This is a genomic window from Streptomyces sp. NBRC 110611 (assembly GCF_001590865.1).
Lineage (GTDB): Bacteria > Actinomycetota > Actinomycetes > Streptomycetales > Streptomycetaceae > Streptomyces.
The window spans coordinates 16,665-40,032 of sequence record NZ_BBUY01000027.1; the positions used below are offsets into that span (position 1 = coordinate 16,665).

The following is a 23,368-nucleotide window of genomic DNA, read 5'->3' on the forward strand; positions in this document are numbered from 1 at the left end:
TAACTCCTGGCACTACGTCGCGCTGCGAAGCCCATGTCTCCTCGTCCTCGACCAAATAGTCAGGACGTGAAGACCGTCGCTGTTCCTTGTCCTCACGGGGGGACCGTCCACCAGGCGGTACGCCCATGGGTCCGCGCGCACGAGACGAGCTTTCAGGACCGCTGTTCAGGGCGCCGCCACGGCTGCGATGCAAACCCGAGCCGCCCTGCGTGCCCCGGCCTGGCACTCCGGGCCTGCTCGGCTCGCCGACGATACCGCCTGGACGTCGTGCCAACCCTCCTTGACGGCCACGCACGCTGTCCTTGCCGGACGTGCCCGAACCGGTGGTGCCGCCAATTGGCGGCCTCCCCGCTTGGCCCGGCTGGCCGGGAGCACCCGGGATGGCGGGTTTTCCCGCTCCGACGCGTCCACTCGGAGGCGTGCTCGGAACGCCTGGATGACCAGGGCGTGGGGTGCGACCGACCAGAGGACCACGCCCGCCCACCGTGGGACCGCCAGGGGGGATAGCTGGCCCGCCGGGACCCAAGCCGGAGTTGCCGGGAGTCCCTCCGACTACCGGTCCACTGGGGCTCGTGACTGGAGGGGTGGTGGGATTGGGTACGCCACCACGAACACCATCCAACCCAGTACCAGGACGCGGCGTTTGCGGCATCGGTTGATGTGGCTCACCGAGGGGAGAAGAGGCCCGTTCACCAGCGCCACCCGCCTTCGTGGTGTGCGGTGAATTCAAGCCGCCCGAAGCTGCAGTTCCTCCAGAGGACCTGCGACCTCCTGAAATGGTCGGGTTGGTTGTGCGCGGACTGACCACAGTCGGAGTGGCACCAGCTGAAATGATTGGAGCTGGCACAATCGTTTCTGGTTCACGGACGGGCGTTCCCTTTTCGAGAACGGGCCCGCTCGTCAACTGATTCATCTTCGCGTTGTACGAGGCCCCGAGTCTCTCCATGTGTGCCGCTGCCTGCAAGGCAATCTCCCGCCCGCGGGAAAGCGTGTCAGCATTTCGCGCACGTGCCTCATCAGCGCCCATGCCCTTGGCGATGTCACGCTTCAGCCCGGTGTCGTCACGGCCGCTGAACCAGTCCTCCGCCTTGTCGACACCGTCCTTCACGAAAGAGATCGTCGCCCCGACGATGTTGCCGGACTTTCGCTCGCTCTCGGTGTCCTGAAGTGCGGTAACAGCTCGCTTGACTTCTCTCAGGTCGATCGCTGCAGCCTTCAGCGTGTGTGACGTGTTCTTCGCGTACAGAGAGCCGTTTCTAAGGCTCGTGCTCAGCGTCTTCGCTCGTGCGGCGAATGCTGACGCCGCACTTCCGTGCCAGTACTCCAGGACATCGGCAACAGCCTTGTCTAGCAGATCGCGCACGCTGCCATCCGGCGCATCACCGGCGAGCTGGTCATGTACGTGCATCCAGTGGTCGGCGATTTCCTCGACCCTGTCTGGTTGCGCGTCGCGCACCATGGCCTTCAGCGTCTCAAGCGTACGGCTTGAGAAGTCGGTGGTGTGTCCGCCCCCGCTACCCATCTCAATCCTCCCCGTTGCGCCGACCCGCTTGCACGTGTCGGCTGCGGTTCACCTCAGCGCATGGATTCGCGGACCTCTTGCTCACGGCTGTCGTAGTCATCATGCACGGTCTTCGTGTTCTTGCCGGCCTCGGCGATCATCTGCTTCAGTTCGGTGACCATGCTGGCGATCTGCTGCTTCATCTTGCCGTGCGCGTTCCGCAGCCCGGCCTCTTCGGCGAAGTTCTGCCCGAGGTAGCCCTCCGGCAGCTCCGTCTTGTACTCCGCGGTTGCTCCGACTCCGTCCATGGTGTCCACGAGCGCGTTGAGCCGCGTGATGACCTGTTGCAGTGCACTCAGATCGACTCGATATTCCTCAGTCATCTGCACCTCTCCCCCATGTCGCACTCGTGTGCGCCTGACACCACGGTGGACTATGTAACCCTCCATCAGAAGTCCAGGTCAACCGGCTTGCCGGTGGCAGGCAAGGCGTGGCAGATCTGTCCTGAACACGACGCTGATATGGCTGACGGGAGACGCGAGAAACGACGAGAGTGGCCGGCATCCACCGATACCCCCGCCGTCACCTGGGCAGCTCGGTCCAGGCCGAAACAAACCACTCGGCCCATTTTGTTCTGACCGGTACAGCGCCATAACCTGGTCGGGTTTGCGTTCGACGGCACCACCATGGGGGGACGTGCATGAGCTACGACCAGGACTGGGACCGCCAGCTCAACCCTTTCCGCTATAAGGTCGATGGCACGCTGACTGACGCTGCCAAAGAACAGAGCGTCGCTATGCAGCTCAACTCCGCCGGCGGGAGCGGCGCATCCGGCGGGGCTGGGACGTCGCCCGGAAGCAGCACAGGGACGACACGCATTGAGGAACCGGCATCGCTGAAGCGAGCAGCGCGGGGTGCCAGTGAACTTGCCGGTGAGGTCAAAACCACCGGGTCGCGGGCGGAGGATCCCACACGGACTGCCGCCCGATTACTGAAGGGGGACTCGTGGAGCGGCTCGCTAGGGGCTGCGATGGACCACGTGCTCGAGTCGTGGCACAGCCAGACCGTTGCCTTGGTCAACAGATGCCGTTCGCTCCAGGACAGATGCGCCGCCACTGCGGACAACTACACGCAGGCTGAGACGGCCAATGCGCAGGCGATGGCTTCACTGCGTTCCGCCGAATCCAACCCCTTCGGGTAAGCCGACACGGAGGTCCAGCAGTGCCTACTTACGAGCAGCTTTACAACCTGGATCACGCCAAACTGGCCGAGGCGGCCGAGGCGTGGGGGGAGATGGCTCGGCGATTCACGTCGCTTACCCATGAGATGTCAGACCGCGTCGAGCAGCCGTTCCGGCAAGCCGGATGGCAGAGCTCTGACGGGGCCGCCGCGTCTGCCGGGGACATGGTCAAGGCGACGGCCCAGGAAATATCCGACGCAAGTACCGAAGCCAGAGCGATCCGTACAGCGCTGGCAGAAGCGCACGCAGGCTTGAAGAAGTGCCAGGAGAAACTGCACAAGCTGGCCAATGAAGAAGCGAAGAAACAGAAACTGCACGTCAGCGGCACGGGCGAGGTCACGGACACGGACGACAGTGATCCGGAGCTCTTCGAGAACCGACAGCTGAAGGTGCAGCTGTTCGCAGCCCTGATCGTCGCCGTCCTCAACGAAGCCGACGAGATCGACGCCAGTGCAACACGGGCGCTGCGACGCGACGTGGGCAACAACAAGAGCGATTTCAACTCCAATGTCGCCACATCCTTGGCATCGGCCGACGCCGACTACGCTGCTGAGCTCATGAAGAAGGGCTCGAAGATGTCGAACGCGGAACTGACGGAGCTCGACAGAATCCTCAGCCACCACCGCAACGACCCGGCCTTCTCCGCAGCCTTCTACAACAAACTCGGCCCCAAGCAAGCACTGAAGCTGTACGGCGACGTGAGCCTGGATACAGATGCAGACGCTACGCGGAAGGAGCTCATTCAGGACCTCCAACGGAACATGGGTGAGAATCTGGCGACGGCGACTGATCCGGACAACAAACCGCATCTGTCAGACCGCTGGTCGGCTGAATTGCGGAAGGTGGGCGCCGAGCGCATCCACCTTGACCGCAACGTCACCCTCAACATGTTCCAGCCGGGCAAGGAAGGAGTTTACGGTTACCAGCTCATCGGCGGTCTCCTGCGGTACGGCAACTACGATTCGCGCTTCCTGACGCCAATCGCCGAGCACGTGACCCAGCTCAATCAGAAGCACCCGGATATGTTCCGGTACGCCTCGCTCGCCATCGACAGGCCAGACTTCGACCCCAGCCACCGCAGGGGCGGCGACAACGACCCGCTGATTGGTGTCATGGAAGCCTTGGGCCACAGCCCCGAAGCGGCTACGGACTTCTTCACCGGCCCTATGCATGAGTACAACGACGACGGCACACTCAAGGGGCCACTGGGCAAGATCGGCAACAGCAGCGGATACCTCGACTTCCTCACCCATAAGGATCCCAGCGAGATTCCGGGAATGAACACCAACCGGGACAGTTCACCCGACAGCTTCCCCGAATCCCTGGGCCACGCCCTTGAGGCTGCCACCACCGGCCATCCTTACGACGACGCCGACGCCCCGCCCGTGAAACACTCGCCCGAGCAGGCCAAGCTCGTGGAGCAGGTGGTCGACAGGTTCGGCGAGAAGGACGGGCCTGGACTCCTGAACGGCCACGACAAAGCACCGTACAAGGCCATACGGGGCAGTCTCGGCCATATCACCGCGGAGTACATGGGCGACTTCCAGCGGACTCTGTCCGCGCAGGGCGACCTCCCCTCGTTCGGAGCGCGTGCTGACCTGGACGCCGACGCCTCGCGTACGTTCCTAGGCCAAGTGGGCCAGGACCCAGAGGGATACGCCTCCATCAGCGCCTCTCAGCAGGCATATACCACCATCCAGGTCGATCGGGCCATGAATGCTCACACCGACTCCACCGTGACCATGGAAGGCCGGGTTGCCAACGCCGTCCACCCCGGTGCGACCATCGCGGGCATCATGAGCCAGGCACGCGCGGAAGCCGTCCACGACACCCACACCGCTGATGACAAGGACTTCAACGACCGGGTGGATGCGGTGAACAGGGCCGTGAGCAAGGGCCTCTTGATTGGCACCGGATCGCTCCCAGGCAATGTCATCGGAAATGTGGTGGGCTGGGGTGTGGGAGAAATTCAGCAGCAGGTCGTGGACAACATCAAACAGGACACCACCACGGACGCACAGTACGACGCGGGGAAGGCATACAGCGGAGGAATAACAGCGGCACAGGACTCCGCACGAGCCGCCGTCGACCGTGCCGCGCGGCACGGTCACTTCAGCGCATCGACCCTGAACGACTTGAAAAACAGCGCAGCCGGCAGCGCCACCAACGGGCACACTGCCGGAGCCCAATGGGAGGACGCGAGGCATGGCTGACCACTTCGACGGTCCCAGCGACCGCGTACCGCATGCGACGACTTGGCGCAGAGCCACGGCATCGGCCGCCGCTGCTCTCTCGCTCATCCTGCTCGCTTCTGGTTGCGGAGGTCCGCAGGTCAACTACGCAATACCAGAGGAGGTTTGCGGCATCACCGTGGACCAGGACCTACTTCGCCCCCTCTTCCCCCCAGGCGACCGGGTCCAGTTCGACGGAGATGTCCTCTCCGACGGTAAGAAGGCCAAATCCATCTGTCAGTACTACGTGGATGGCAACACCGCTCTCCTGGTGGACAGCAAGCGGAACTCGGAGAATGTGACCGCCGAACAACTCGCAAAGCCAATAGCCCGTGCTGTGAACTCCAAGATGTGGTCTCAATCCGACGGGCGTATCGCAGGCTTCGACGGCAATGCCTATGGCACCACCAACTGTTCTGGAACCCCGTCCGACACCCACGGGGAGCCAGCCCGGACTTTCACCCTGAAGATCTCCGTCAACCATTTCACCAGTGCGGAATCGGTGCGACCCCATCTGCAGAAGCTCATGACCACCCTCCTTCCCAAGGCAGCTCGTTCAAGAGGTTGCTAGAAGGCCGACAGAGTCTTGGCTTGGGGGCTGTCCGGTCGTAGGCCGGGGCGGCCCCTTGGCTTATGCGGTGGGCCGAGTGAGTGTCCAGGGTGCTGCCGCTGGTGAGGGTGAGTGCAAGAGTGATGCACCGGCGGAGGTAGACGACGGCTGCTCAGGTGTGGAGCCAGGTGTCGTTCTCGATGGCGCCATGGTGATGCAGGCGACGGATTCCGTAGTGGACGAGCCGTTCGACCGCGGAGTCCACTCTCGATCATCGGCGCCACACGCAGACGGACGGCCGACACCGAATACGAGGCGATAGCGGCCGACCACGGCGGCCTTGTCCTACGGATAGGCGAGCGGGTTCGCTCGGTCCCTGTCAGGGTGAGGCGACCTGTTGTGCGAGCAGCAGTGCGAGCGGGCCGCTCTGGAGCAGGAAGCGGCCCTCGGTGGCTGCTTGGATGGCGTCGGGCATGGGCCACCACATGAGCTTGAAGTCTTTTTCGCTCGGTGTCAGCTGTTGTGGGCCGCGGGTGAGGCCTTCGGCGAGGTAGAGGTGGATACGGGCGGGTGAGTGGAGGGTGATGGCGTAGGAGCCGAGGGGGCGCCAGGTCGTTGCGCTGACGCCGGCTTCTTCGCGCAGTTCGCGTCGTGCGCATTGTTCCGGCGTTTCGCCGGTCTCCCGGCGTCCTCCGGGAAGAAACAGGTGGTCACCACCGTGCTGGGGGAATTCGGCGGTCAGGACGGCGACCATGCCGTCGACGTCGCGGGCCACGATGACGGAGGCATCACACGACGCCGGCCCCCGGTCGAATGTGTCGGTCATGGCCCGGGAGCGTATCCCTATCCGGCCAGCCACACCGCGAATGGCACGTTCAGCACGGTGGGGTGGGCGATGCCACGGCCGTGGTAGCCGTCCTCACCGAAGGCGTCGCCGTGGTCGGCGCACATGATGATCAGCCATCTCTTGCTGCTGGTGAGTCCGTCGATGAGGTGGCCGAGGTGTGCGTCGGCGTAGGCGAGAGCGGCGGCCTGGGAGCGCCAAGAGTCGCTGATGTCGCCGATGTAGTGGCCGTGGGGGACGTGGGTGGCCGAGACGTTGACGAACAGGAACAGCGGCCGGCTGGCGTAGTGCTCGGCGATGGTGAGGGCGTAGTCGACCTGGTGGCGGGTGGAGTCGGGCTCTGGCGAGCAGAACTCCGGTCGCCAGTGGTCCTCGTGGAACATGTCCGGCAGCACCGACCCGAGCGGGGTTTCCCGCGAGAAGTACGTCACGCCGCCGATGCACACGGTGCGGTAGCCGTGCTGGGCGAGCCCGGTGAGAAGGTTCGACGCGTTGAAGACGAACGTGCTCGCACTGACGGTCTTGAACGCGGGCGGTCGGCACTCCCACAGGCGCGGCGGTTGCACGGGCTGCGGGAGCTTGGGCAGGAAGCCGGAGAAGAACGCGATGTGCGCAGGCAGCGTGAATGTGCCAGGGGTGCGGCGTTCCTCCCACCGGCCGCCCGGGAGGAGCTTGGCCAGATGCGGGGTCTGCCCCGCATGCAGGGCCGCGCGTGCAACGTCGTAGCGCAGCGAGTCGAGAGTGACGAACAGGATGCTGGTGCCACTGTGGACCACCTCTGACGCGTCGATCACGCCGTCTCCGTAACGAGGTCTCGTCGCGCCGTGATGTGACCCCTGGCCTGGTCATTGACGGGGATCGGTACCCGGTCGGCGGCGATCATCTCCCGCACCTGCGCCAGGCCCGTGTCCTCGGTGAACGGCTGACCACCTGCGTTGTAGAGACGGATGGTGACGGTCCGCCGGTCACCCTCCATGGTGGTGGAGAGCAGGGCGCCGGGGACGTTTCCGAGGGCCTCCATCGCGCGCAGGAGCTGGGCTTCGTTGGCTTCCCCGAGGTCGGCGACCTGGCAGCGGAAATGCTGGGCGTTGATGGCTCCGCGGCACAACCGTCGGTGGAACTCAGCGGTGGTGGGGTGTCCGTCGCTGGCCACTGCGATCTGACGGGCGCGGGTGACCACGACGATGCATGCGCCGGCCCACCAGGCCACGCCCGCGTGGATCTCGCCCGGGAATACGCCAGTGATGCGCTCGTCGCGGATGACGGTATCGGTGTCGATCGGTTTAAGCACGCTGTGCCTCCAGGTGCGTGACGATGAGGTCGGCCAGGTCGTCCGGGCTGCGTTGGTCGGTGGGGAGGGGGATCGCGCTCGGGTCTTCTTCGGCGACGGCTTGGAAGTTCGTCCGCAGCCTGGCCAGGCGGCCGGGGACGGTGAGCAGGTCGGTGTCGTCCTGCTTCACGTCCGTCTTCGTCCCCATCCGTTGTTTCAGGGAACGGTCGGAGCTGGTGAGGTAGAACGTGGCGTCCGGTACCAGTAGGTACGGCTTGAAGGGCGCGAACAGCCTTTTCACCTGATCCAGGCCGACTCCGTTCACGGCGGCGTGGCAGGCCAGGACCGAGGAGGCGTACCGGTCTGCCACCACCGGCCCGCTGCCGAGTGCCTCGCGTACGAGGTCGGAGGCGTGCAGGAGTCCGGAGAGGTAGAAGGCGAACTGCGGCAGTGGCCGAAGCTGCGCGTTGATGGCAGGAGACAGGCTGGTGTGGGGCTGGGGCAGGGTGTGGATGGCCGTGGCGCCGAGTCGCTTGGCCAGGAGGCGGGTGAGCGTGGACTTTCCGACTCCGGAGACGCCTTCCAAGACTACGAACGGCTCGCCACGGATTTCCCGTGCCGCGGGTGCGTAAGGGGTGCGGAGGGGGTTCACAGGGTTCCCTCGGTGAAGGCTGCGACGTGCTGTGCCACGGCTGCGGGGATCGTCTCCGGATGGGCGAGCATGGGGCGGATGTCCATGCGAAGGTCCTCCCGGAGCAGGCAGGGCTGGATCCCGCCGGCGTGATCCATGCGCAGAGCCCAGAAACCCTCGACGCACCTGGCGCGCACGGGGCAGGTGCCGCACTGGCCGACGTGGTGGCGGCCGAGTTCGCGGTGGATGACGTCGATCTCGATGCCGTCGACGCGGAAGATCCTGCGGCCCTGGCCGACGCCGGAGACCTCCACCTCCTCCTCACGCGTGAGAGTGCGCAGGTAGTCGATGATTCCCTGGGCGCCGACCGCGGAGGTCTTCCGGTCGGCGTTGAAGTCGGTGTCGACCAGCTCGATGAACTGCACCGGCATCCTGCGGTCGAGCGCGAAGGTGAGGATGTCGGGCAGCTCGTGGGCGTTCTCGCGCTGGATGAGCGTGTTCAGCTCGACCCGCTCGAACATCTCCCGCGCGGCCTCGATGCCGTCCAGGACGGTTGTGACGCTGGAGCGGGTCTGGGCGATGGCCCTGAAGGAGTCGTCGGAGAAGTAGTGCAGGGAGACCTTCACCTTGTCCAGGCCGGTCGTGGCCAGCCAGTCCTGGTGCGTTCGCACCAGAAGCCCGTTCGTGATCAGCGCGTAGGACACATCCGGGCCCTCAACAGGGAGCTGGGTGAGAACCGGACGGGCGAGCTTCGACGCCAGCGGCTCACCGCCGGTAAAGTACACCCGCCTCAAACCCGCGCCGATCAGCTCACGCAACACGTTCACGTAGTCGTCGGCGACCAGTTCGCGGGCGCGCGGTTTGGCCTCGCGGTGCAGGTGGGTGAACGGCGGTGGAACGTCGCCTTCGTTGTGGCAGAACCAACACCTCACATTGCAGGACGGCGTCAGAGAGACCCTGAGCTGCCCGCGCAGCGCTGCGAAGTTCCGCAGCGCAGTCCAGTCCACATCGGCTTTCGAGAGCGGAACGGACATTAGCTACTCCTTACGTCGTGTGCTTCTGGTTCGGTGGGTTGCTCCGGGCGGGGATCTGCGAGGCGAGGCAAGGCGTCCCCGCCCGAAGCTGTCTATGGAAGGTGCACCCGGTTGCCGCAGGGTCGCGGGCCGTGTGCGCTGCACTGACGGCCTCGCTGGCCGTTCTGTCGCTTGGGAAAGGCTGGGGCCAGGTGGTGAGGCGTCTGCTACGGCACCGTCGATCGCGACAGGCGGTGTCTGGCCAAGGACTGCGAGGGTGAACAGCGCGAGGTAGAGGGGGAACCGGATCGGCGACCGGGCAGTTGTCGGGCGTGTGCGCTGTTCGTCATGGGGCGCCGTCCGCGATCCGCTGCGACCGCGTCCGCACCACTCTCAGTGCGTCCGGGTCCTCAGGTGGCCACACCCGACGCCCCACTGCCCGCACGTTCCTGATGTCGGTGACGATCGCCTGGCGGTCAGGGGTGTACTGGACTTCATCGCCGACCTGTGGATGTTGGCTTGGGCTAGCCGTGACCACTACCGATGACGCCGATGGTGAGGACGAGGGCGAGTGCGGCCAGGCATGTCAGATAGGTGACGATCCGTCGGTGCTGGGGTGTCATGGTGTCCTCCGGAGCAGAACCGGGTCATGGGTGGGCCAGTGGGGTTCATCGAACGTGGTGATCGTCCGGCTGCCGACTTCGCTGACGCGCTGCTGGAGCAACTGACGGTGCGTGCCGTCGGTGGCGAGCCTGTCTAAGGTGTGGACCAGGCACAGAACCTCGTGGTGGTCCGCTGCGGCCCGCATGGCGGTCAGCAGCGCGGCCAGCTGCGGCCGGTGCGTGCTCAGCGCGTGATCACCGAAGTCGCACCAGTGTCCGGCAACGGCCCAACCCATGCGGTCGGCGTAGTGCTGGCAGCCAGCCAGCCGCATACGAAGCTGACGGCGGGAGCGGCTGGCGCATCGGTCGTAGACGAAGGCCAGTGGGGGCTTCGTAGCTGTCATCGCCGGGCCTCCGCGGTGTGCAGAAGCAGGTACTGGCAGTCGCAAGCGAGCTGGTGCACCTTCCGGCGCTGGCTTCACCGTCACGGTCGCCACCACCCATCGGGACAGATGACCGCTGCGGTAGGCTCCTGAGCGCCGTAGCGACTGCCATTGCCGGCGCTGCGGCCGACCAGGAACGGGCAGCGGCGATGGATGAGGCCGACTCCCGGAAGCAGGAACGCCGCCAGTCGGGCGATCACGGCTCTCTGTGCACATCCCATTCGTGCAGGATCGGCACCTGCGATATCCACACGCATACTTACCTTCCTCGGAGTTGGTGATGTTGCGTCAGCGGCTCAGGAGCGGGACGCTCCGGGCGGACGGCTAGCAGGCTGTGCTGTGCCCCTCCGCCACGGGACCTCACAGGCACGCCCGTACGCGGTCGCTGCACTGTGGTCTCGGTGGTGGCTTACTTGCCGGCGGTCTCTACGGGGTGACGAGGCCAGCCCGCTGAGGTTCCGGTTGTGTTGACCGTCGCGTGTAGCCGCTCCGGATTGCGGATGGCACGAGCTTGGAGGGCTGCGCTTGGCGTCCGGATCCGGGCTTGAGTGAGAGGTGCCGAAGTACGAGCCGGACGATGACCGTGGTGACGAACAGACCGATGGCGGTCACTCCCGCAATTCCGCACTCGGGTGTAGGTCCTTGCAAGCAGCCAGCCATCCCCGTCCACCGTTGACGGGCTTCACCCAGACATGATCTGTGCCGTATGTCCCCGGATCGGTTCTCACTTTGACCGCACGACGGGACTTGGTGTCGTACGCCTCGTCGTCTTTGCTCGGGCGGTACGGCGTGGCGGCCACGGCCTCTCCTCCTGCGGATTGGGCGGGTGCAGATCCGGGGCGTGCCGCAGAGCGCCCAGCATGAATGGGGCGATGAGGCAACGGTCCCGGGGTGCTCAGCGGGTCAGACATCGAAGGTGGCTGCCCGTCAGCTGCAGGACGCAAGGCTCGCGAGTCCGAAAGGTTCTCTCAACCGACGCATGCGTCAGAAACGACTTTCAAGGAGGCGCAGTTGACGCTTCGGTCTCAGAATCCGACGGAAGGCGTCGGAATACCGAGTCCGCTCACGAGCCCGCTCAGTACCGTGGAACCATCGACCTTGGGAGGTCATGCGATGGCCGACGGACCAGATGTTCACAAGCCCTCCTGCGCTCGGCGTCTTCGAGAGCGCGGCCGTGCCCTGGATTGGCCGCTGCCGCAGATCGTCATCGCCATCCATCAGTGTTGCGGTGTCACCCAGCTGCGCGCTCACCGGCTCGCCCGTGGCCTGACGCTGGATCAAGCAGGGAGTGGATTACGGCGCCTTGGCCAGCGCAACGACGCGAGCGGGTTGAAGGCGGACGGGGACCAGCTGAGGCTGTGGGAGACCGGCGAACGGTCTCCTCGGGCCGCGATGATCGACGTACTGTGTGAGTACTACGAGTGCACGCCGTACGAACTGGGCCTCGGGGCGGCCGGCGGCCCACTGCGGGCAGTGTCGTCAGCAGAAGAGGATCGCGCAGCGGCGGTGCTAGATGGCTTTCCAGAGGCTGGTGATGTCGCTGATCACATCGATGCCGTACGTCGTTCCGTTGACCGGACGCTGGCAGCCGGGAGCGTGAGTGCGGGGCAGCTGGACCTCCTCGAGGAGCGTCTCCTGCTCCTTCGGCAGGAGTACGTGTCCACGCCCCCCGCGCCCATGCTCAGGCAGTTGCTGTTCGATCTCCAGGAGGTGGAGGGCCTGGCGAAGGAGCGTCAGCCGGCTTCGGTGCAGGTGCGGCTCGCAGAGATGACGGCTGTACTGGCGACCCTGATCGCCGATGCGCTGATGAAACTGGGGGACCTTCCGCGCTCGCGCTCGTGGTACAGCACGGCGCGACACGCGTCCGACGAGAGCGGCAATCTTGAGCTCCGGGCGCGGGTACGTGCACAGGCAGCCATGCTGCCGTACTACTACGGTCCGCTGGAAGCCGCCATTTCGCTTGCCCGAGAGGCCCGCATAATGACGCGGTGCAGGCCCTCGCCGACCGCTGCATTCGCTGCCGTTGCAGAGGCACGTGCTCTGGCACAGCAAGGGAACGCTGCTGCCGCCGATGCGCGCATCCAAGACGCACGGGGAATCTTTGACCAGCTTCCGGACTGCCGGGCGGAGGACGCCTTCGCTTTCCCGCAACGTCGCTTCCTGCTCTACCTCAGTGGAGCGTTCACAGCCATGGGCCGGACTTCCCAGGCACGGCGCGTTCAGGAGGAGGCGCTGGCCCTCTACCCCACAGGCACAGGGATTGACCCCGCGCTGCTCAAGCTGGAGGCCGCGCTGTGCCTCGCGCGTGACCGCAGCGCGTCCGAAGCGTGTCAGCTCGCCACGGCAACGTACTTGCGTGTCCCCAAGCCGCACCGCACGCCGATCCTCGGGGCAAGAGCGCGCCGCGTCATCGACGAGCTGCCGGGCGCGAACAAGACGACACCGGCTGCGAAGGACCTGCGCGAACTACTGGAGCTGCCCGCACTCTCCATGTGACAGTCCGGCCGGTCGTCCGTCAGCCTTGACGCCATGACCGCACTCCCTGCACTGCACGGCGGGTTTGACGACGCCGAATTGCACCATGTCCTTGACCAGGCCTGCGCCACGGTAGGTCTGGACTCAACGGGTGCTCGCCTCCTGCGCGGCCACACCAACGCTGTCGTGCGCCTGACCACCGCCCCCGTCGTGGTCAAGATCGCCCGTCGGGGCTCGAAATTCGAGGACGTACAGCGCACCGTCAGCTTCGTCAGATGGCTGATGGACCGCGGCTTCCCTACTGTCCCGCTGCACCCGGTTGCTCATCAGCCCGTAGACATCTCCGGACACACCGTGACGTACTGGACGTACCTTCCTCAACCCGAACACTCCATCTCGGCCGCTCAGATCGCCAAGCCGCTCCTCTCACTCCACTCGCTCCCAGTCCCCCCGTTCGCCCTTCCCCACCTGGACAATCTCGGAGCCATTCGAGCCTCGATCCGCAAAATCACTGCTCTGCCTGAGACAACGAAACAGTTTCTTTCAGAGCGAGCGGACCACTTGGAAGAAGCCCTCACTGCCGTCGAATACGTCCTGCCCCGAGCCGTAGTCCAGGGCGACCCGCAACACCGGAACGCCCTGTTCGATGGTGCGGGTGAGCCCGTTCTGTGCGATTGGGACACTGTGGCCGTCGGCCAACCCGAGTGGGATCTGACGACCCTCGAAATCCATTGCAGGCGCTTCGGGTACGGCCACCGCCACTATGCAGACTTCGCCACGGCCTACGGATTCGACGTAACCCGCTGGCCGGGCTATCCGGTGCTCGCTGGCCTGCGCGAGCTGCGCATGATCACGACGAACGCCCGGAAGATCCATCACGCACCAGCCAGCAGAGCCGAGATAGAGCAGCGGATTGAAGGACTTCGCCGGGAGGACACTTCCCTCGCATGGAACATCCTGTGAACTCATCGAAGGCGCTGGCTCAGGCAAGATTCCCGTCGGCCGGTGAAAGATCGCATGGGACGTGAAGGCTGAGGGGCCCTACGAGCACGTGCGGACAGGAGCCCAGATGGCCGGCCGCGGCCTCCACGGCACGCGCAGAGCAGCTGCCCGAGATCATTCCCGGGGTCTGCTACCCGACGTCCCCGCTGGCTCAGCAGTGGCCTCGTATCGGGTCAGCGCACGCGAGCCTTCCGGGGCTGCAGTCCGTCTCTGACGGGAGGTCCTGAAGTGGTGGGAATCCGCCGCTCGTGAGCAGGTCAAAGTCCTCTTGATCAGCGGGTTCCGCTCATTGTGAGCGCTGCGGTTCGGTGGTCGCGTCCCAACCGCGACCACCACGGAGGACTCCGAAGTGACCCCTGTCTTGTTCACCGCCGCACTCCTCGTGACGTTGTCCGGTCACGTGGGACCCAGGGCAGCTCTCGTCGAAGCGAGCTTGTGGGTACGACCCGGCCGCGGGCGCCACCGCCGCATCAAGCGAGGGCGGCACGCGATGCGAGGGGGGCGACGGTGACGCCGCCGCCGACCCGCGCGACGGGCGAAGAACCTCGAGTGCTGTGGCGCTGGACCAGCGCTACGCCCGATGCGGTGGCCCACGCCCGTGCCGCCTTGAGGTGCGCCTTGGATCAACTCGGCTACACCGGCGATGCACCCGACGACGCAGTACTGGCTGTGTCCGAACTCGTTGCCAACGCCCTTGAACACGCTCCGGGGCCATACGAAGTGCGCTTGCGCTGGGCAGCGGCCGGACTGATCTGCGAAGTGATGGACGGAGACCCCTGCATCCCTGCGATTCCCTCACTCTTGTCAGTCGGCTTGTTCGAGCCCGCTCCGGACAAGCGTGGAGGTGGTCTCGATGCGTTGTTGGAGGTTCTGTCCGAGCGAGGCCGGGGCCTTCAGATCGTCCACCAACTCACCTCGGGGGCCTGGGGTTTCTCTACAGAGAGAGGTAAGCGGACCAAGGTTGCCTGGGTGATGATCCCAGAAGGGTGGGCCGCCGATAGGTAACAGCAATGCCGGGTTATCGATCTTTAGGACGATAACCCGGCATTGCTCGCATGATTCAGCGTGGCATAAGGGGCAGGCTGGCGAGAGCTAGGCTGCAATTTCCCTCTGCCCTTCCGGTTGGATGACGCGACACCGGGTAACCCCCATTTGCAATCGATCACAGAGCGTGGTTATTTGGGGTCAGTGAGTGACGGAAGGTGGGGGATGACGGCGACTCGTCGGCAAGAGTGGCGGTCTGGCGCCTGGGTCTGTGTGACCGCTGCTGCAGCACTGTTGAGTGGATGCGCGGAGGGCTTGTCCGATCCCAGGCCGTTGCCCCCAGAGGCAACGAAGGCGTCGACACCTCCCAAACCGAAGAAGAATTCGACAGAAGCTCTGGCGGTCTACCGCGCCATGTGGCGCGATCTCACGGTCGCATCCGAGACCTCCAACGTGTCGTCCCCACAGCTCGACGACCACGCGACAGGTGGAGCGCTCGAATTGATGAAGTACGGGCTCGGGAAGTCGAAGAGGGAGAATGTGGTCAGCAAGGGCGCGCCGAAGTTGGACCCGAAAGTGGTATCTGCCAACGATCTGAAAGTCACCCTTCGAGATTGCGTCGACGACAGGAACTGGCTGCAGTACAAACTGAATGGCGAGCTCAAGAATGACGTCCCTGGAGGCCATTTCAGGGTTGATGCAACCGTGTGGCGCACCAATGGTGTATGGAAGGTTTCGGACCTCTATATGCATGAAGTTGGGTCATGCTGACCTGTTCCTGCGGGACGGTCGGCAGCGTGGTCGCGGCTGCGTTGGTACTCATTTCTGTAGCGCCTGCCACCCCCGTCCGTGCAGATGGGAACGGTTCGCAATTCGGTGGGGTCAGCTGTGCCCCCGGTGCCTGCGAGGTGGCCGCTGGCAGCGTAGTGAAGCGGTCGTACGGGCTGAGGAGGAACGGTCCCAGAGGGCAAGGAGCACATGCGAATCCGGGCCGTGGCGGAACGAGGAGTTCTTCGACTGTTGCTCCCGATGATTGGGATCGCGACGTGGTCCCGATGGGGCTGTTCAGTGGGGGCAAGGGGATGTTTCCGCTCTCCGACGGCAAGGAGCGGCACAAACCCAAGACGGGCGCTGGGCAGAGTGTGCCGTTGCGCGTTGTGGTGCGGCGGGCAGTGGAGCAGTTGAAGCTGCCGAAGCCGGTGATTCGTACGAGTCCGCATGAGGACCTTGCGCAGGTGGTTGGTGTGCCGACATGGATGTGGATGGAGCGTGAGTCGTGGAAACCGGTGTCGGTGTCGGCCTCGGTAGAGGGAGTGGAGGTGACGGCGACGGCGCGGCCGCGGAAAGCGGTGTGGTCGATGGGCGATGGCGGCACCGTGGTGTGTCGTGGGCCGGGGACGCCGTACTCGGACCGCTACGGTCCCAAGGCGTCGTCGCCGGACTGTGGTTACACCTATCGACGGGCATCGCTGGGTGAGCCCAAGGGAGCGTTTCCGCTGTCGGTGCGGGTGCCCTGGGACGTCGAGTGGCACGGAGGTGGGCGGGCTGGTCTGGTGCCGGGGCTGGTGATGACCGCCGAGCGGCAGCTGGTGGTGGATGAGGTGCAGGCCGTCGTCACGCGCTGACGAACGAATGTGATGCCCGGCTCGCTGTCGGCAAGCCGGGCGGTGGAAGTCGGATTTTCCTTTTCTGTGAGGTGAAGTGTGGGTACCTCCTTGCCTTCTTCGGCCCAGCAGGATGCCGGTTCCGGTGTGCCGGGGGCGCGGCGGCCGGGTCCTGGGAAGAGGCCGGCGATGACGGGTGGTCGGCGGCGTCGGCTGGGCTGGGTGTGGGCAGGAGCGGGAGCCGTGGTCGTCTCGGCGGTCGGCTTCACGCTGGCGTTGCAGGTCTTCGGTGAGCGGGCCCAGGTGTTGGTGCTGGCCCGTGATGTACCGGTGGGTCAGATGCTGAAGCCGGGTGACCTGCGCACGGTCCAGGTGGCTGCGGAGACAGGGGTGGTCCCGGTGGCGGACCGCGGCACGGTATTGGGGCGGCGAGCACGGGTACCGCTGGTAGCCGGGGCACTGCTGGCACCAGGGCAGGTGGGGACGAGTGCCGGATTCCCGCCGAAGGGGCTTTCCCAGGTGGCGTTCGCGGTGGAGCAGGGCGGTGCACCACCGGATCTGGCCCAAGGGGAACATGTTGCAGTCCTTTCCGGTCCAGCCGGCACCGACGCCGGTCCGGTGGAGGGCGCTGCCGGGGAGGAAGCGGAGGACTCTTCGGTGGTGGGGACCGTGATGGCGGTGCGGGCGCCGGAGTCGGTGGGCGGGCCGCGGGTGGTCACCATGCTGGTGGAAACCGCGGCTGCCCGTCGGGCAGCGCAGCTGGACCACCCGCGCGTGGTGGTGCTGCCTACCGAGGAGCGTGAGTCGCCGTGAGGCGGCTGGTGGTGGTCGGGTCAGTCTCGGGTGCGCCGGGAGTGACGACGACGGCGCTGGCGCTGGCTGCTGCCTGGCCGCCTCAGGCGGATGGCGGAGTGCGGCCGGTGGTGGTGGAGGCGGACTGCTCCGGTGGGGACCTCATGATGCGTTTCGGGCTGCCGCCGGCGCCGTCGTTGCTCGATGTGGCGGCCGCGGCCGGAAAGCCGTATCCCGGCTCCTTGCTGGGGGCGGTGGCGGAGCTTCCCTTCGGAGTACGGGCGGTGGTTGCGGTACCGGGGCGTCGTCCGTGTACGGAGGCGGTGCGGCTACTGGCGACCGAGGGTGGGCGGCGTGTCCTGCTGGGCGAGGAGGACAACCAGGGCACGGTGCTGCTGGACGCCGGGCGCCTGGTCGAGGACGTCAGCCCACTGCTGCGGGCGGCCAACGAGGTGGTGCTGGTGACGGGGGGCGGGGCAGAGGCGCTGACGCACGTGTCCGCGTACGGGCTCGACTCCGACGTATTCGCCGGTCGGCTGACGTTGGGTGTGGTCGGGCGGTGTCCGTACCGGGCGGAGGAGATCTCCCAGACACTGGGGATCGAACGGGTGCTCTTCCTGCCCTGGGACACCAAGACCGGCGGCATGATGAGCAGCCCCCGGCGCAGGCCGCTGCGAACAACAGGGCATCGGATTCCGCCGCTGGTGGCTGCCGCACGGAAGCTGGCCCGGCAGCTGGCCAGCGGGCGGGACCACGATGACGAAGCCGATTCGAAGGCGGTCGAGCAGAGCAGGCGGGGGCTGGTTCATGCCACAGCAGACGATGGGAGCGAATCATGAGCCAGGGGCTGATGCCGCCCGGCGTGGTACCTGCTCAGAGCGAACAGGAGTTGGCGAGGCTGGTGCGTCAACGGGTCGCGGCCCGGCTGGCGGAGTATGCGGGCGAGCGGGAGGCTGCGGGATTGCCCCCCGAGGGCGAGGAGGCACGGCGGGCCACCGTGAGTCGACTGCTGGCCGAGGAGCTGGGTGCGCAGCGCCGTCTGGCCCTCATGCGAGGCAGTCGGGTCATCGATGCGGCTGTCGAAGAGCGGGTGGCGCGGGCGGTTGAGGATGCGTTGTTCGGTACGGGGAGTCTGGAGCGGCTGCTGGCGGATGCGGCACTTGAGAACATCTGCGTCAATGGCTGTGACGTGGTGTGGGTCAAGGACGCGGCCGGTGCGTGGCGCCGGGAGAATCCGGTGGCTGCTTCGGATGCTGAGCTGGTGGAGCTGGTCCGCGCTCTGGCGGCCCGTACGGGTGGTGAGGAGCGGCGTTTCGACCGGGGCATGCCTCGCCTGAACCTGCAGCTTCCGGACGGGTCGAGGTTGTTTGCGGTGATGGCGGTCACGGGGCGGGTGTCGTTGACGATCCGCCGCCACCGCTTCCCGGCGGCGTCGATGGCCGAGCTGGTGCGTCTGGGCGTGTGTGACCAGGAGCTGGCAGCGTTTTTGACAGCGCTGGTGCGGGCGCGCAAGAACATCGTCATCGGCGGCGGCACCAATGTCGGCAAGACCACCGTGCTGCGGGCCTTCGCCCACGAGATCCCGCCCGCCGAGCGGCTGGTGACGATCGAGGACACGTTCGAGCTCGGCCTGGATGCGGATGCGGCAGCGCATCCGAATGTGGTGGCCATGCAGGCGCGGGAGCCGAACATCGAGGGCAAGGGTGGCATCGACCAGGCGGAGCTGGTGCGTTGGGGGCTGCGGATGTCCCCGGACCGGGTCATCGTCGGCGAGATCCGCGGTGCCGAGGTCATCCCGATGTGCAACGCGATGTCGCAGGGCAACGACGGCTCGCTGTCCACCATCCATGCCTCCACCTCACGCGGGGTCTTCACCAAACTCGCCTCCTACGCCGCACAGTCCCCTGAGCGGCTGTCGCTGGAGGCGACGAATCTGATGGTCGCCTCCGCGGTCCACTTCGTCGTGCACCTGGGCTGGGACGCCAGCGGGCGCCGGACGATCGACTCGGTACGCGAGGTTATCGACGCCGACGGCGCCCAGGTCGTGTCCAACGAGATCTACCGTCCCGGCCCGGACGGACGTGCCGCGCCAGCGAGCCCGCTGCGCACGGAGACCCTCAACGACCTGGTTGCGGCCGGACTGGATGTCCAGGGAACTGGTTTCCCGTGCTGGGGAGGGGCATGATGTCCGTCTTCAGCCCGCCGAGCGCGGGTTCCTTGACAGCGGTCGCGGTGGTCTGCGGAGCAGTGTGTGGCCTGGGAATCGCGGCCATCGGCTACGGTGTCCTGCGGCGGAGCGAGCGCGAGGACCGGCCTGGCTTCCTGCGCGGCTTGATCACCCGGCTGCCCGCGGGCTGGACCACCCGGCGCGTGGTCATCGCGGTGACGGTCGGGGTTGTCACGGGGGCGTTGACGGCGTGGCCGGTGGCGGCGGTACTGACCACCGTTGCTGTTCTCACGCTTCCTGGTCTGCTGGGCCCGGACCGGGCGGCGGCGCGGCGTACAGAGCGGATGGAGGCGCTGGCGGCCTGGACGGAGATGCTGCGCGACACCCTCTCCGCAGCGGCCGGCCTGGAACAGGCGGTCCTTGTAACGGCGGACATCGCACCGGCCGCGCTGGAGCCGGAGATGTGGAACCTGGCTGCATCGATCCGCTCCGGGCGTGGTCTGCCTGCCGCACTGCGGACGTTCGCCGGGGACGTGGATGATCCGTTGGCCGATGTGGTGGTGGCCGCGTTGGTGATGGCGGCTGAGCAGCAGGCCGGCCAGTTGGCCCCACTGTTGGGTGAGCTGGCGGAGTCGGTGCGTGAGCAGGTGGCGATGCGTCAGCGGATTGATGCCGGACGCGCCAGCGTACGCACCGGCGTACGCGTCACAGTGACCGTCACCCTCGGCATGTCAGTAGGGCTGGTGGTCTTCAACCGCCCGTACCTGAACCCCTTCAACACCTGGACCGGGCAGGCCGTCCTGGCGGCGGTGGGCGCCTTGTTTGCCGCCAGCTTCACCTACCTGTCTGCCATCGGCCGCATCGACGACCCCATCCGTCTCATCACCCCCACCCCACTTGAGAATGCGACACCTGCCGAAGCGGGAGGCCCACGGTGATCGTCACGCTGCTTGGCGCGCTCTTCGGCGCCGGAGCCACCGCACTCGTCTACGGTCTGCGCCCCTCCCGGCCCGCGCTGTCCGATATCCTCACCGCCCTCAACGCCCCAGCGCAGCCAGTGCATTCGTCAGCAGATGAGGTGGGCGAAGCTGAGTGGGCGACCCGGCTCGGGCGGCGCGCCGTACCTCTGGTGCGGGCGCTCGGGTTTCCCACCGCCTCGCTGCGCGCGGATCTGGCGGTGTGCGGCGTGGACGAGGAGCGGCACTTGGCGGGCAAGGCCGTCTGCGCGATGACCGGGCTCATCGCACCGTGGGCCATGGTCCTGGTACTGCGTATGGGTGCGGATTTCGCGGCGGGGTGGTGGGTGCCGCTGGCCGGCTCGCTCGCCCTGGCCGTGGTGCTGTTCTTCGTACCCGACCTCAGCCTCCACCAGCAGGCACAGCGCCGACGCCGCGAGATGCGGCACACCCTCAGTCTCGTTTTGGACCTGACGGTGATCGCGCTTGCGGGCGGCGCGGGAGTCCAGCAGGCCCTCGCCCAGGCTATCGATGCGCCGCGGGGCTGGGCGGCGGGCAAATTGCGGCACGCCCTGCACGTCGCGCAGCTCACCCGGACCAGCCCCTGGCCCCACCTGGACGAACTGGGCCGGCATCTGGCCGTCGGGGACCTGACCGAACTCGCCTCGACGCTGAGCCTTGCCGGCGCTGAGGGTGCCAAGATCCGCGGCTCGCTTGGTGCGAAGGCGCGGGCGATGCGGCGCCGGAGAGTCTCCGAGGCCGACGGGGTTGCCCAGGCGGCCACGGAGCGGATGTCGCTTCCTGTGATGGGCCTGTTCGCCGCCTTCTTGCTGCTGATCGGCTACCCAGCTTTCGCGCACGTGCTGTCCATGAGCTGAGAACACCTTTCCCACCGCCCACCGACGCACCGAGATCACGAAGAAAGACTCGCCATGTTTCACCTCGACACCCTGACCCGCCGGCTGCGCGATCATCTGGCCGAAGTCCGTCAGCAGGCCCGCGATCACGGGGACGCCGGCTACACCACCGAGACCGTCCTGATCACCGCGCTGCTGGCGATCCTGGCCTTGACGGTGGTAGGCATCATCGCTGCCAAAGTCCTGGGCAAGGCCAAAGGCCTGGACCTCGGGTAGACCGTGACCTCGATGGCTCTCTTGCGAAGGCTGCGTGACGACCGCGGGTCGGCAAGTACACAGCTTGTGCTGGTCGTTCCCGTGCTGTTGCTGATCGCCTTGCTGGTGGTCCAGTTCGCCGTGGTCTGGCACGCGCGGCACATCGCGCAGTACGCCGCCCAGCGGGCCCTAGCCGCCGCCCGTGCTGAGGACGGAACCGCTGCCGAGGGCCGGGCCCGGGCCCGACGCAGCCTTGCCGCGCTGGGCAGCCGGATCCTGACGGAACCGTCAGTGACGGTCGACCGCAGCACGGCCAAGACCACCGTGCACGTCGACGGGACAGTGATGACTGTGGTCCCCGGCCTAACCTTGTACGCCTCCGGTACCGCGTCCGGCCCCACGGAGAAAGTCACCGCCCCCGCCGGAGATCGGCCATGAACCGGCGTCAGGTGCGCGCCAGCCGCGGCGAGTGTGATCGCGGCTCGGCGTCGGTGGAGCTGGTGCTGGTCACTCCGCTGCTGATGGTGGTGCTGCTGGTCGTCGTAGCGTTGGGCAGGCTCGCTGACGCTCGCCTGGTCGTGACGGACGCCGCTCACCAGGCTGCCCGCGCTGCCTCGCTGGCCCGCACCGAACATGCCGCCCGAGCCCAGGCAGCACGCGCCGCGGCCACGGCCCTCCAGGAAGCCGGAGCCACCTGTAGGCATCCGCGCGTCAGCCTCTCCACGAGCGGTCTGAACCCGGGCGCCAACGTGGCGGCGAAGGTCTCCTGCATCGCCGACCTGTCGCATCTGACCCACACCTGGGCCCCCGGCCACGTGCCCCTGACCGGCACAGCCTTCTCCGTCGTCGACTCCTTCCGAGGCACACCGTGAAACGACACATCCACGCACAGCTGGCGGCAGGAGATAGCCGGGGAGACGTGGCGTGACAGCGTTCGTCATCGGCATTGTTGCCGCGTTGTGGCTCTTCGCCGGGATCGTCGCCGACGGCGGCCTCGCCCTGGCCGGCAAAGCCCGAGCTCTTGACCTGGCGCAGGAAGCCGCGCGCACCGGTGCCCAGCAGCTCGATGTCGCCCACCTACGGCATCAGCGTCACCACGACGACGTCCGTCTCGTTCGTGACGAAGCCATCCGTGTCGCCCGCGTCTATGTGGCCTCCGCCAGCGACAGCGGCATCGCGTCTGTGAAGGGTGATGCCGTCACGGTCCAGGTCACCCACCGCTACCGCACGCAGATCCTCCAGCTGATCGGTCTGCACACACTCACCACGCACGCCACCGGTACCGCGCACGCCGAACGTGCCACCACCGCCTCCTCGTAGCGGCTGTTCCCCCTTGCGGCCGCAGAAAGCGAAACCGGCGATGCCCTACCACGTTGCCCTACGCAAGCGTCTGACCGCAGCCGTCACGGTGCTCGGCACCCTCGCCGTGACCCTCGCCCTGCTGGCCGGCATGCCCTACGTACTGTGGCGAGCCACCGGCATCCCCTGGCCCGAACACGTCCCGTCGTGGGCAGAGTTGGGTCAGCGGCTGGCGGAGCCGGTCAGCGATCCCTTGGTGGTCGATCTGCTGGCGCTGGTTGGCTGGGTCTGCTGGGCCGCCTTCGCCTTCACGGTATTGAGGGAGATCTGCTGGTACACGGCCCATCTTCCGCAATTGCTGCACGATCGCCGTGCTCACCACGACCATGTCGCCAGCGTGTCCGTGAAGGGCTCTCTGGCCGCGCTGTGCATCGGCACCCTCGTCGTCGCCGCCCTCACCCTCTGGCGCCCCCACGCTGCCAGTGCGCAGCAGCCCTCCTCGGCGAGCGAAACCCGGCTCCACGTCACCGCGACAGCCCCTCTCATCCCCTCCCCGGGGGAACAGGCCGCCACGCTTCCCGACGGGGTCCTCGCCTTCACCCGCGCCGGCCTCCTGTGCACGGTCAACACCCTCCCCCACGACGCCGAAATG

24 protein-coding genes and 1 pseudogene are annotated in these 23,368 nt (G+C 66.5%); 18 read left to right on the forward strand and 7 right to left on the reverse strand.

Annotated features, from left to right (window positions below):
- Nucleotides 1-1,575 precede the first annotated feature (1,575 nt).
- Nucleotides 1,576-1,884, reverse strand: a complete 309-nt coding sequence (locus tag AZE13_RS31030; protein ID WP_066939508.1) for a hypothetical protein — start codon at nucleotides 1,882-1,884, stop codon at nucleotides 1,576-1,578.
- Between the two features lie 317 nt (nucleotides 1,885-2,201).
- Between AZE13_RS31030 and AZE13_RS36515 the strand changes: the two genes are divergently transcribed.
- Genes AZE13_RS36515 through AZE13_RS36520 form a run of 3 tightly spaced genes read left to right on the forward strand, consistent with a single transcriptional unit; the run spans nucleotide 2,202 to nucleotide 5,543 of the window.
- Entirely contained in the window at nucleotides 2,202-2,702 is a 501-nt protein-coding gene (locus AZE13_RS36515; RefSeq protein WP_147264770.1) for a WXG100 family type VII secretion target, read from the forward strand.
- A 20-nt stretch (nucleotides 2,703-2,722) separates the two neighbouring features.
- A complete protein-coding gene (locus tag AZE13_RS31040; protein WP_066939511.1) occupies nucleotides 2,723-4,954 on the forward strand; it encodes a DUF6571 family protein in 2,232 nt (743 codons plus the stop codon).
- Nucleotides 4,947-5,543 carry a hypothetical protein gene (locus AZE13_RS36520; protein ID WP_147264771.1) on the forward strand — a complete coding sequence of 199 codons (597 nt, stop codon included), beginning with the start codon at nucleotides 4,947-4,949 and terminating at the stop codon, nucleotides 5,541-5,543. The genes AZE13_RS31040 and AZE13_RS36520 overlap by 8 nt, the downstream gene beginning before the upstream one ends.
- A 358-nt stretch (nucleotides 5,544-5,901) precedes the next feature.
- On the opposite strand, the gene AZE13_RS31045 is transcribed toward AZE13_RS36520, so the two are convergent.
- The 6 genes from AZE13_RS31045 to AZE13_RS31070 all read right to left on the reverse strand — a co-directional run bounded on the left by AZE13_RS31045 (nucleotide 5,902) and on the right by AZE13_RS31070 (nucleotide 10,286).
- Entirely contained in the window at nucleotides 5,902-6,348 is a 447-nt protein-coding gene (locus AZE13_RS31045) for an NUDIX hydrolase (protein WP_066939514.1), read from the reverse strand.
- Nucleotides 6,349-6,365: 17 nt separating this feature from the next.
- A complete protein-coding gene (locus AZE13_RS31050) occupies nucleotides 6,366-7,160 on the reverse strand; it encodes an STM4013/SEN3800 family hydrolase (protein ID WP_066939517.1) in 795 nt (264 codons plus the stop codon).
- Nucleotides 7,157-7,657: a hypothetical protein gene (locus AZE13_RS31055; protein WP_066939520.1), complete on the reverse strand. Its 501-nt coding sequence runs from the start codon at nucleotides 7,655-7,657 to the stop codon at nucleotides 7,157-7,159. The genes AZE13_RS31050 and AZE13_RS31055 overlap by 4 nt, the downstream gene beginning before the upstream one ends.
- On the reverse strand, nucleotides 7,650-8,222 hold the full coding sequence (locus AZE13_RS31060; protein ID WP_258528103.1) for a dTMP kinase: 573 nt from the start codon (nucleotides 8,220-8,222) through the stop codon (nucleotides 7,650-7,652). Before AZE13_RS31060 ends, AZE13_RS31055 begins: the two co-directional genes overlap by 8 nt.
- A gap of 62 nt (nucleotides 8,223-8,284) precedes the next feature.
- The gene (locus tag AZE13_RS31065) at nucleotides 8,285-9,301 is read right to left on the reverse strand and encodes a radical SAM protein (protein WP_066939527.1); all 1,017 of its coding nucleotides are present in this window, start codon (nucleotides 9,299-9,301) and stop codon (nucleotides 8,285-8,287) included.
- A 598-nt stretch (nucleotides 9,302-9,899) separates the two neighbouring features.
- Nucleotides 9,900-10,286, reverse strand: coding sequence for a recombinase family protein (locus AZE13_RS31070; protein ID WP_066939531.1), 387 nt, complete (start codon nucleotides 10,284-10,286; stop codon nucleotides 9,900-9,902).
- A 1,152-nt stretch (nucleotides 10,287-11,438) separates the two neighbouring features.
- Here AZE13_RS31070 and AZE13_RS31075 point away from each other — a divergent pair.
- The 15 genes and pseudogenes from AZE13_RS31075 to AZE13_RS31135 all read left to right on the forward strand — a co-directional run.
- Nucleotides 11,439-12,821, forward strand: a complete 1,383-nt coding sequence (locus AZE13_RS31075; protein WP_066939532.1) for a helix-turn-helix domain-containing protein — start codon at nucleotides 11,439-11,441, stop codon at nucleotides 12,819-12,821.
- Nucleotides 12,822-12,854: 33 nt separating this feature from the next.
- Entirely contained in the window at nucleotides 12,855-13,763 is a 909-nt protein-coding gene (locus tag AZE13_RS31080) for a phosphotransferase family protein (RefSeq protein ID WP_066939535.1), read from the forward strand.
- A gap of 624 nt (nucleotides 13,764-14,387) precedes the next feature.
- Nucleotides 14,388-14,807: an ATP-binding protein gene (locus tag AZE13_RS34745; protein WP_258528107.1), complete on the forward strand. Its 420-nt coding sequence runs from the start codon at nucleotides 14,388-14,390 to the stop codon at nucleotides 14,805-14,807.
- 204 nt (nucleotides 14,808-15,011) lie between these two features.
- Entirely contained in the window at nucleotides 15,012-15,557 is a 546-nt protein-coding gene (locus AZE13_RS34750) for a hypothetical protein (RefSeq protein WP_258528104.1), read from the forward strand.
- 284 nt (nucleotides 15,558-15,841) lie between these two features.
- Nucleotides 15,842-16,411, forward strand: a complete 570-nt coding sequence (locus tag AZE13_RS31085; protein WP_309302250.1) for a hypothetical protein — start codon at nucleotides 15,842-15,844, stop codon at nucleotides 16,409-16,411.
- Nucleotides 16,412-16,579: 168 nt separating this feature from the next.
- The gene (locus tag AZE13_RS31090; RefSeq protein ID WP_066939536.1) at nucleotides 16,580-17,203 is read left to right on the forward strand and encodes an SAF domain-containing protein; all 624 of its coding nucleotides are present in this window, start codon (nucleotides 16,580-16,582) and stop codon (nucleotides 17,201-17,203) included.
- Between the two features lie 41 nt (nucleotides 17,204-17,244).
- The gene (locus tag AZE13_RS39130; protein WP_309302251.1) at nucleotides 17,245-18,021 is read left to right on the forward strand and encodes a hypothetical protein; all 777 of its coding nucleotides are present in this window, start codon (nucleotides 17,245-17,247) and stop codon (nucleotides 18,019-18,021) included.
- Nucleotides 18,018-19,367 (forward strand): CpaF family protein, encoded by a 1,350-nt coding sequence (locus AZE13_RS31100; RefSeq protein WP_066939542.1) that lies wholly within the window; start codon nucleotides 18,018-18,020, stop codon nucleotides 19,365-19,367. The genes AZE13_RS39130 and AZE13_RS31100 overlap by 4 nt, the downstream gene beginning before the upstream one ends.
- A 146-nt stretch (nucleotides 19,368-19,513) precedes the next feature.
- Complete coding sequence (locus AZE13_RS31105) at nucleotides 19,514-20,287, forward strand: type II secretion system F family protein (RefSeq protein WP_258528105.1); 774 nt, start codon at nucleotides 19,514-19,516, stop codon at nucleotides 20,285-20,287.
- Nucleotides 20,284-21,183: a type II secretion system F family protein gene (locus AZE13_RS31110; RefSeq protein WP_066939545.1), complete on the forward strand. Its 900-nt coding sequence runs from the start codon at nucleotides 20,284-20,286 to the stop codon at nucleotides 21,181-21,183. The genes AZE13_RS31105 and AZE13_RS31110 overlap by 4 nt, the downstream gene beginning before the upstream one ends.
- 54 nt (nucleotides 21,184-21,237) lie before the next feature.
- On the forward strand, nucleotides 21,238-21,438 hold the full coding sequence (locus AZE13_RS31115) for a hypothetical protein (RefSeq protein WP_066939547.1): 201 nt from the start codon (nucleotides 21,238-21,240) through the stop codon (nucleotides 21,436-21,438).
- 12 nt (nucleotides 21,439-21,450) lie between these two features.
- The gene (locus tag AZE13_RS31120) at nucleotides 21,451-21,855 is read left to right on the forward strand and encodes a TadE/TadG family type IV pilus assembly protein (protein WP_066939568.1); all 405 of its coding nucleotides are present in this window, start codon (nucleotides 21,451-21,453) and stop codon (nucleotides 21,853-21,855) included.
- Nucleotides 21,856-21,908: 53 nt separating this feature from the next.
- Nucleotides 21,909-22,289 (forward strand): TadE/TadG family type IV pilus assembly protein, encoded by a 381-nt coding sequence (locus tag AZE13_RS31125; protein WP_079124561.1) that lies wholly within the window; start codon nucleotides 21,909-21,911, stop codon nucleotides 22,287-22,289.
- Between the two features lie 52 nt (nucleotides 22,290-22,341).
- Entirely contained in the window at nucleotides 22,342-22,737 is a 396-nt protein-coding gene (locus AZE13_RS31130) for a pilus assembly protein TadG-related protein (protein ID WP_066939553.1), read from the forward strand.
- A gap of 40 nt (nucleotides 22,738-22,777) precedes the next feature.
- Nucleotides 22,778-23,368, forward strand: a pseudogene (locus AZE13_RS31135) (hypothetical protein); the annotation flags it as partial.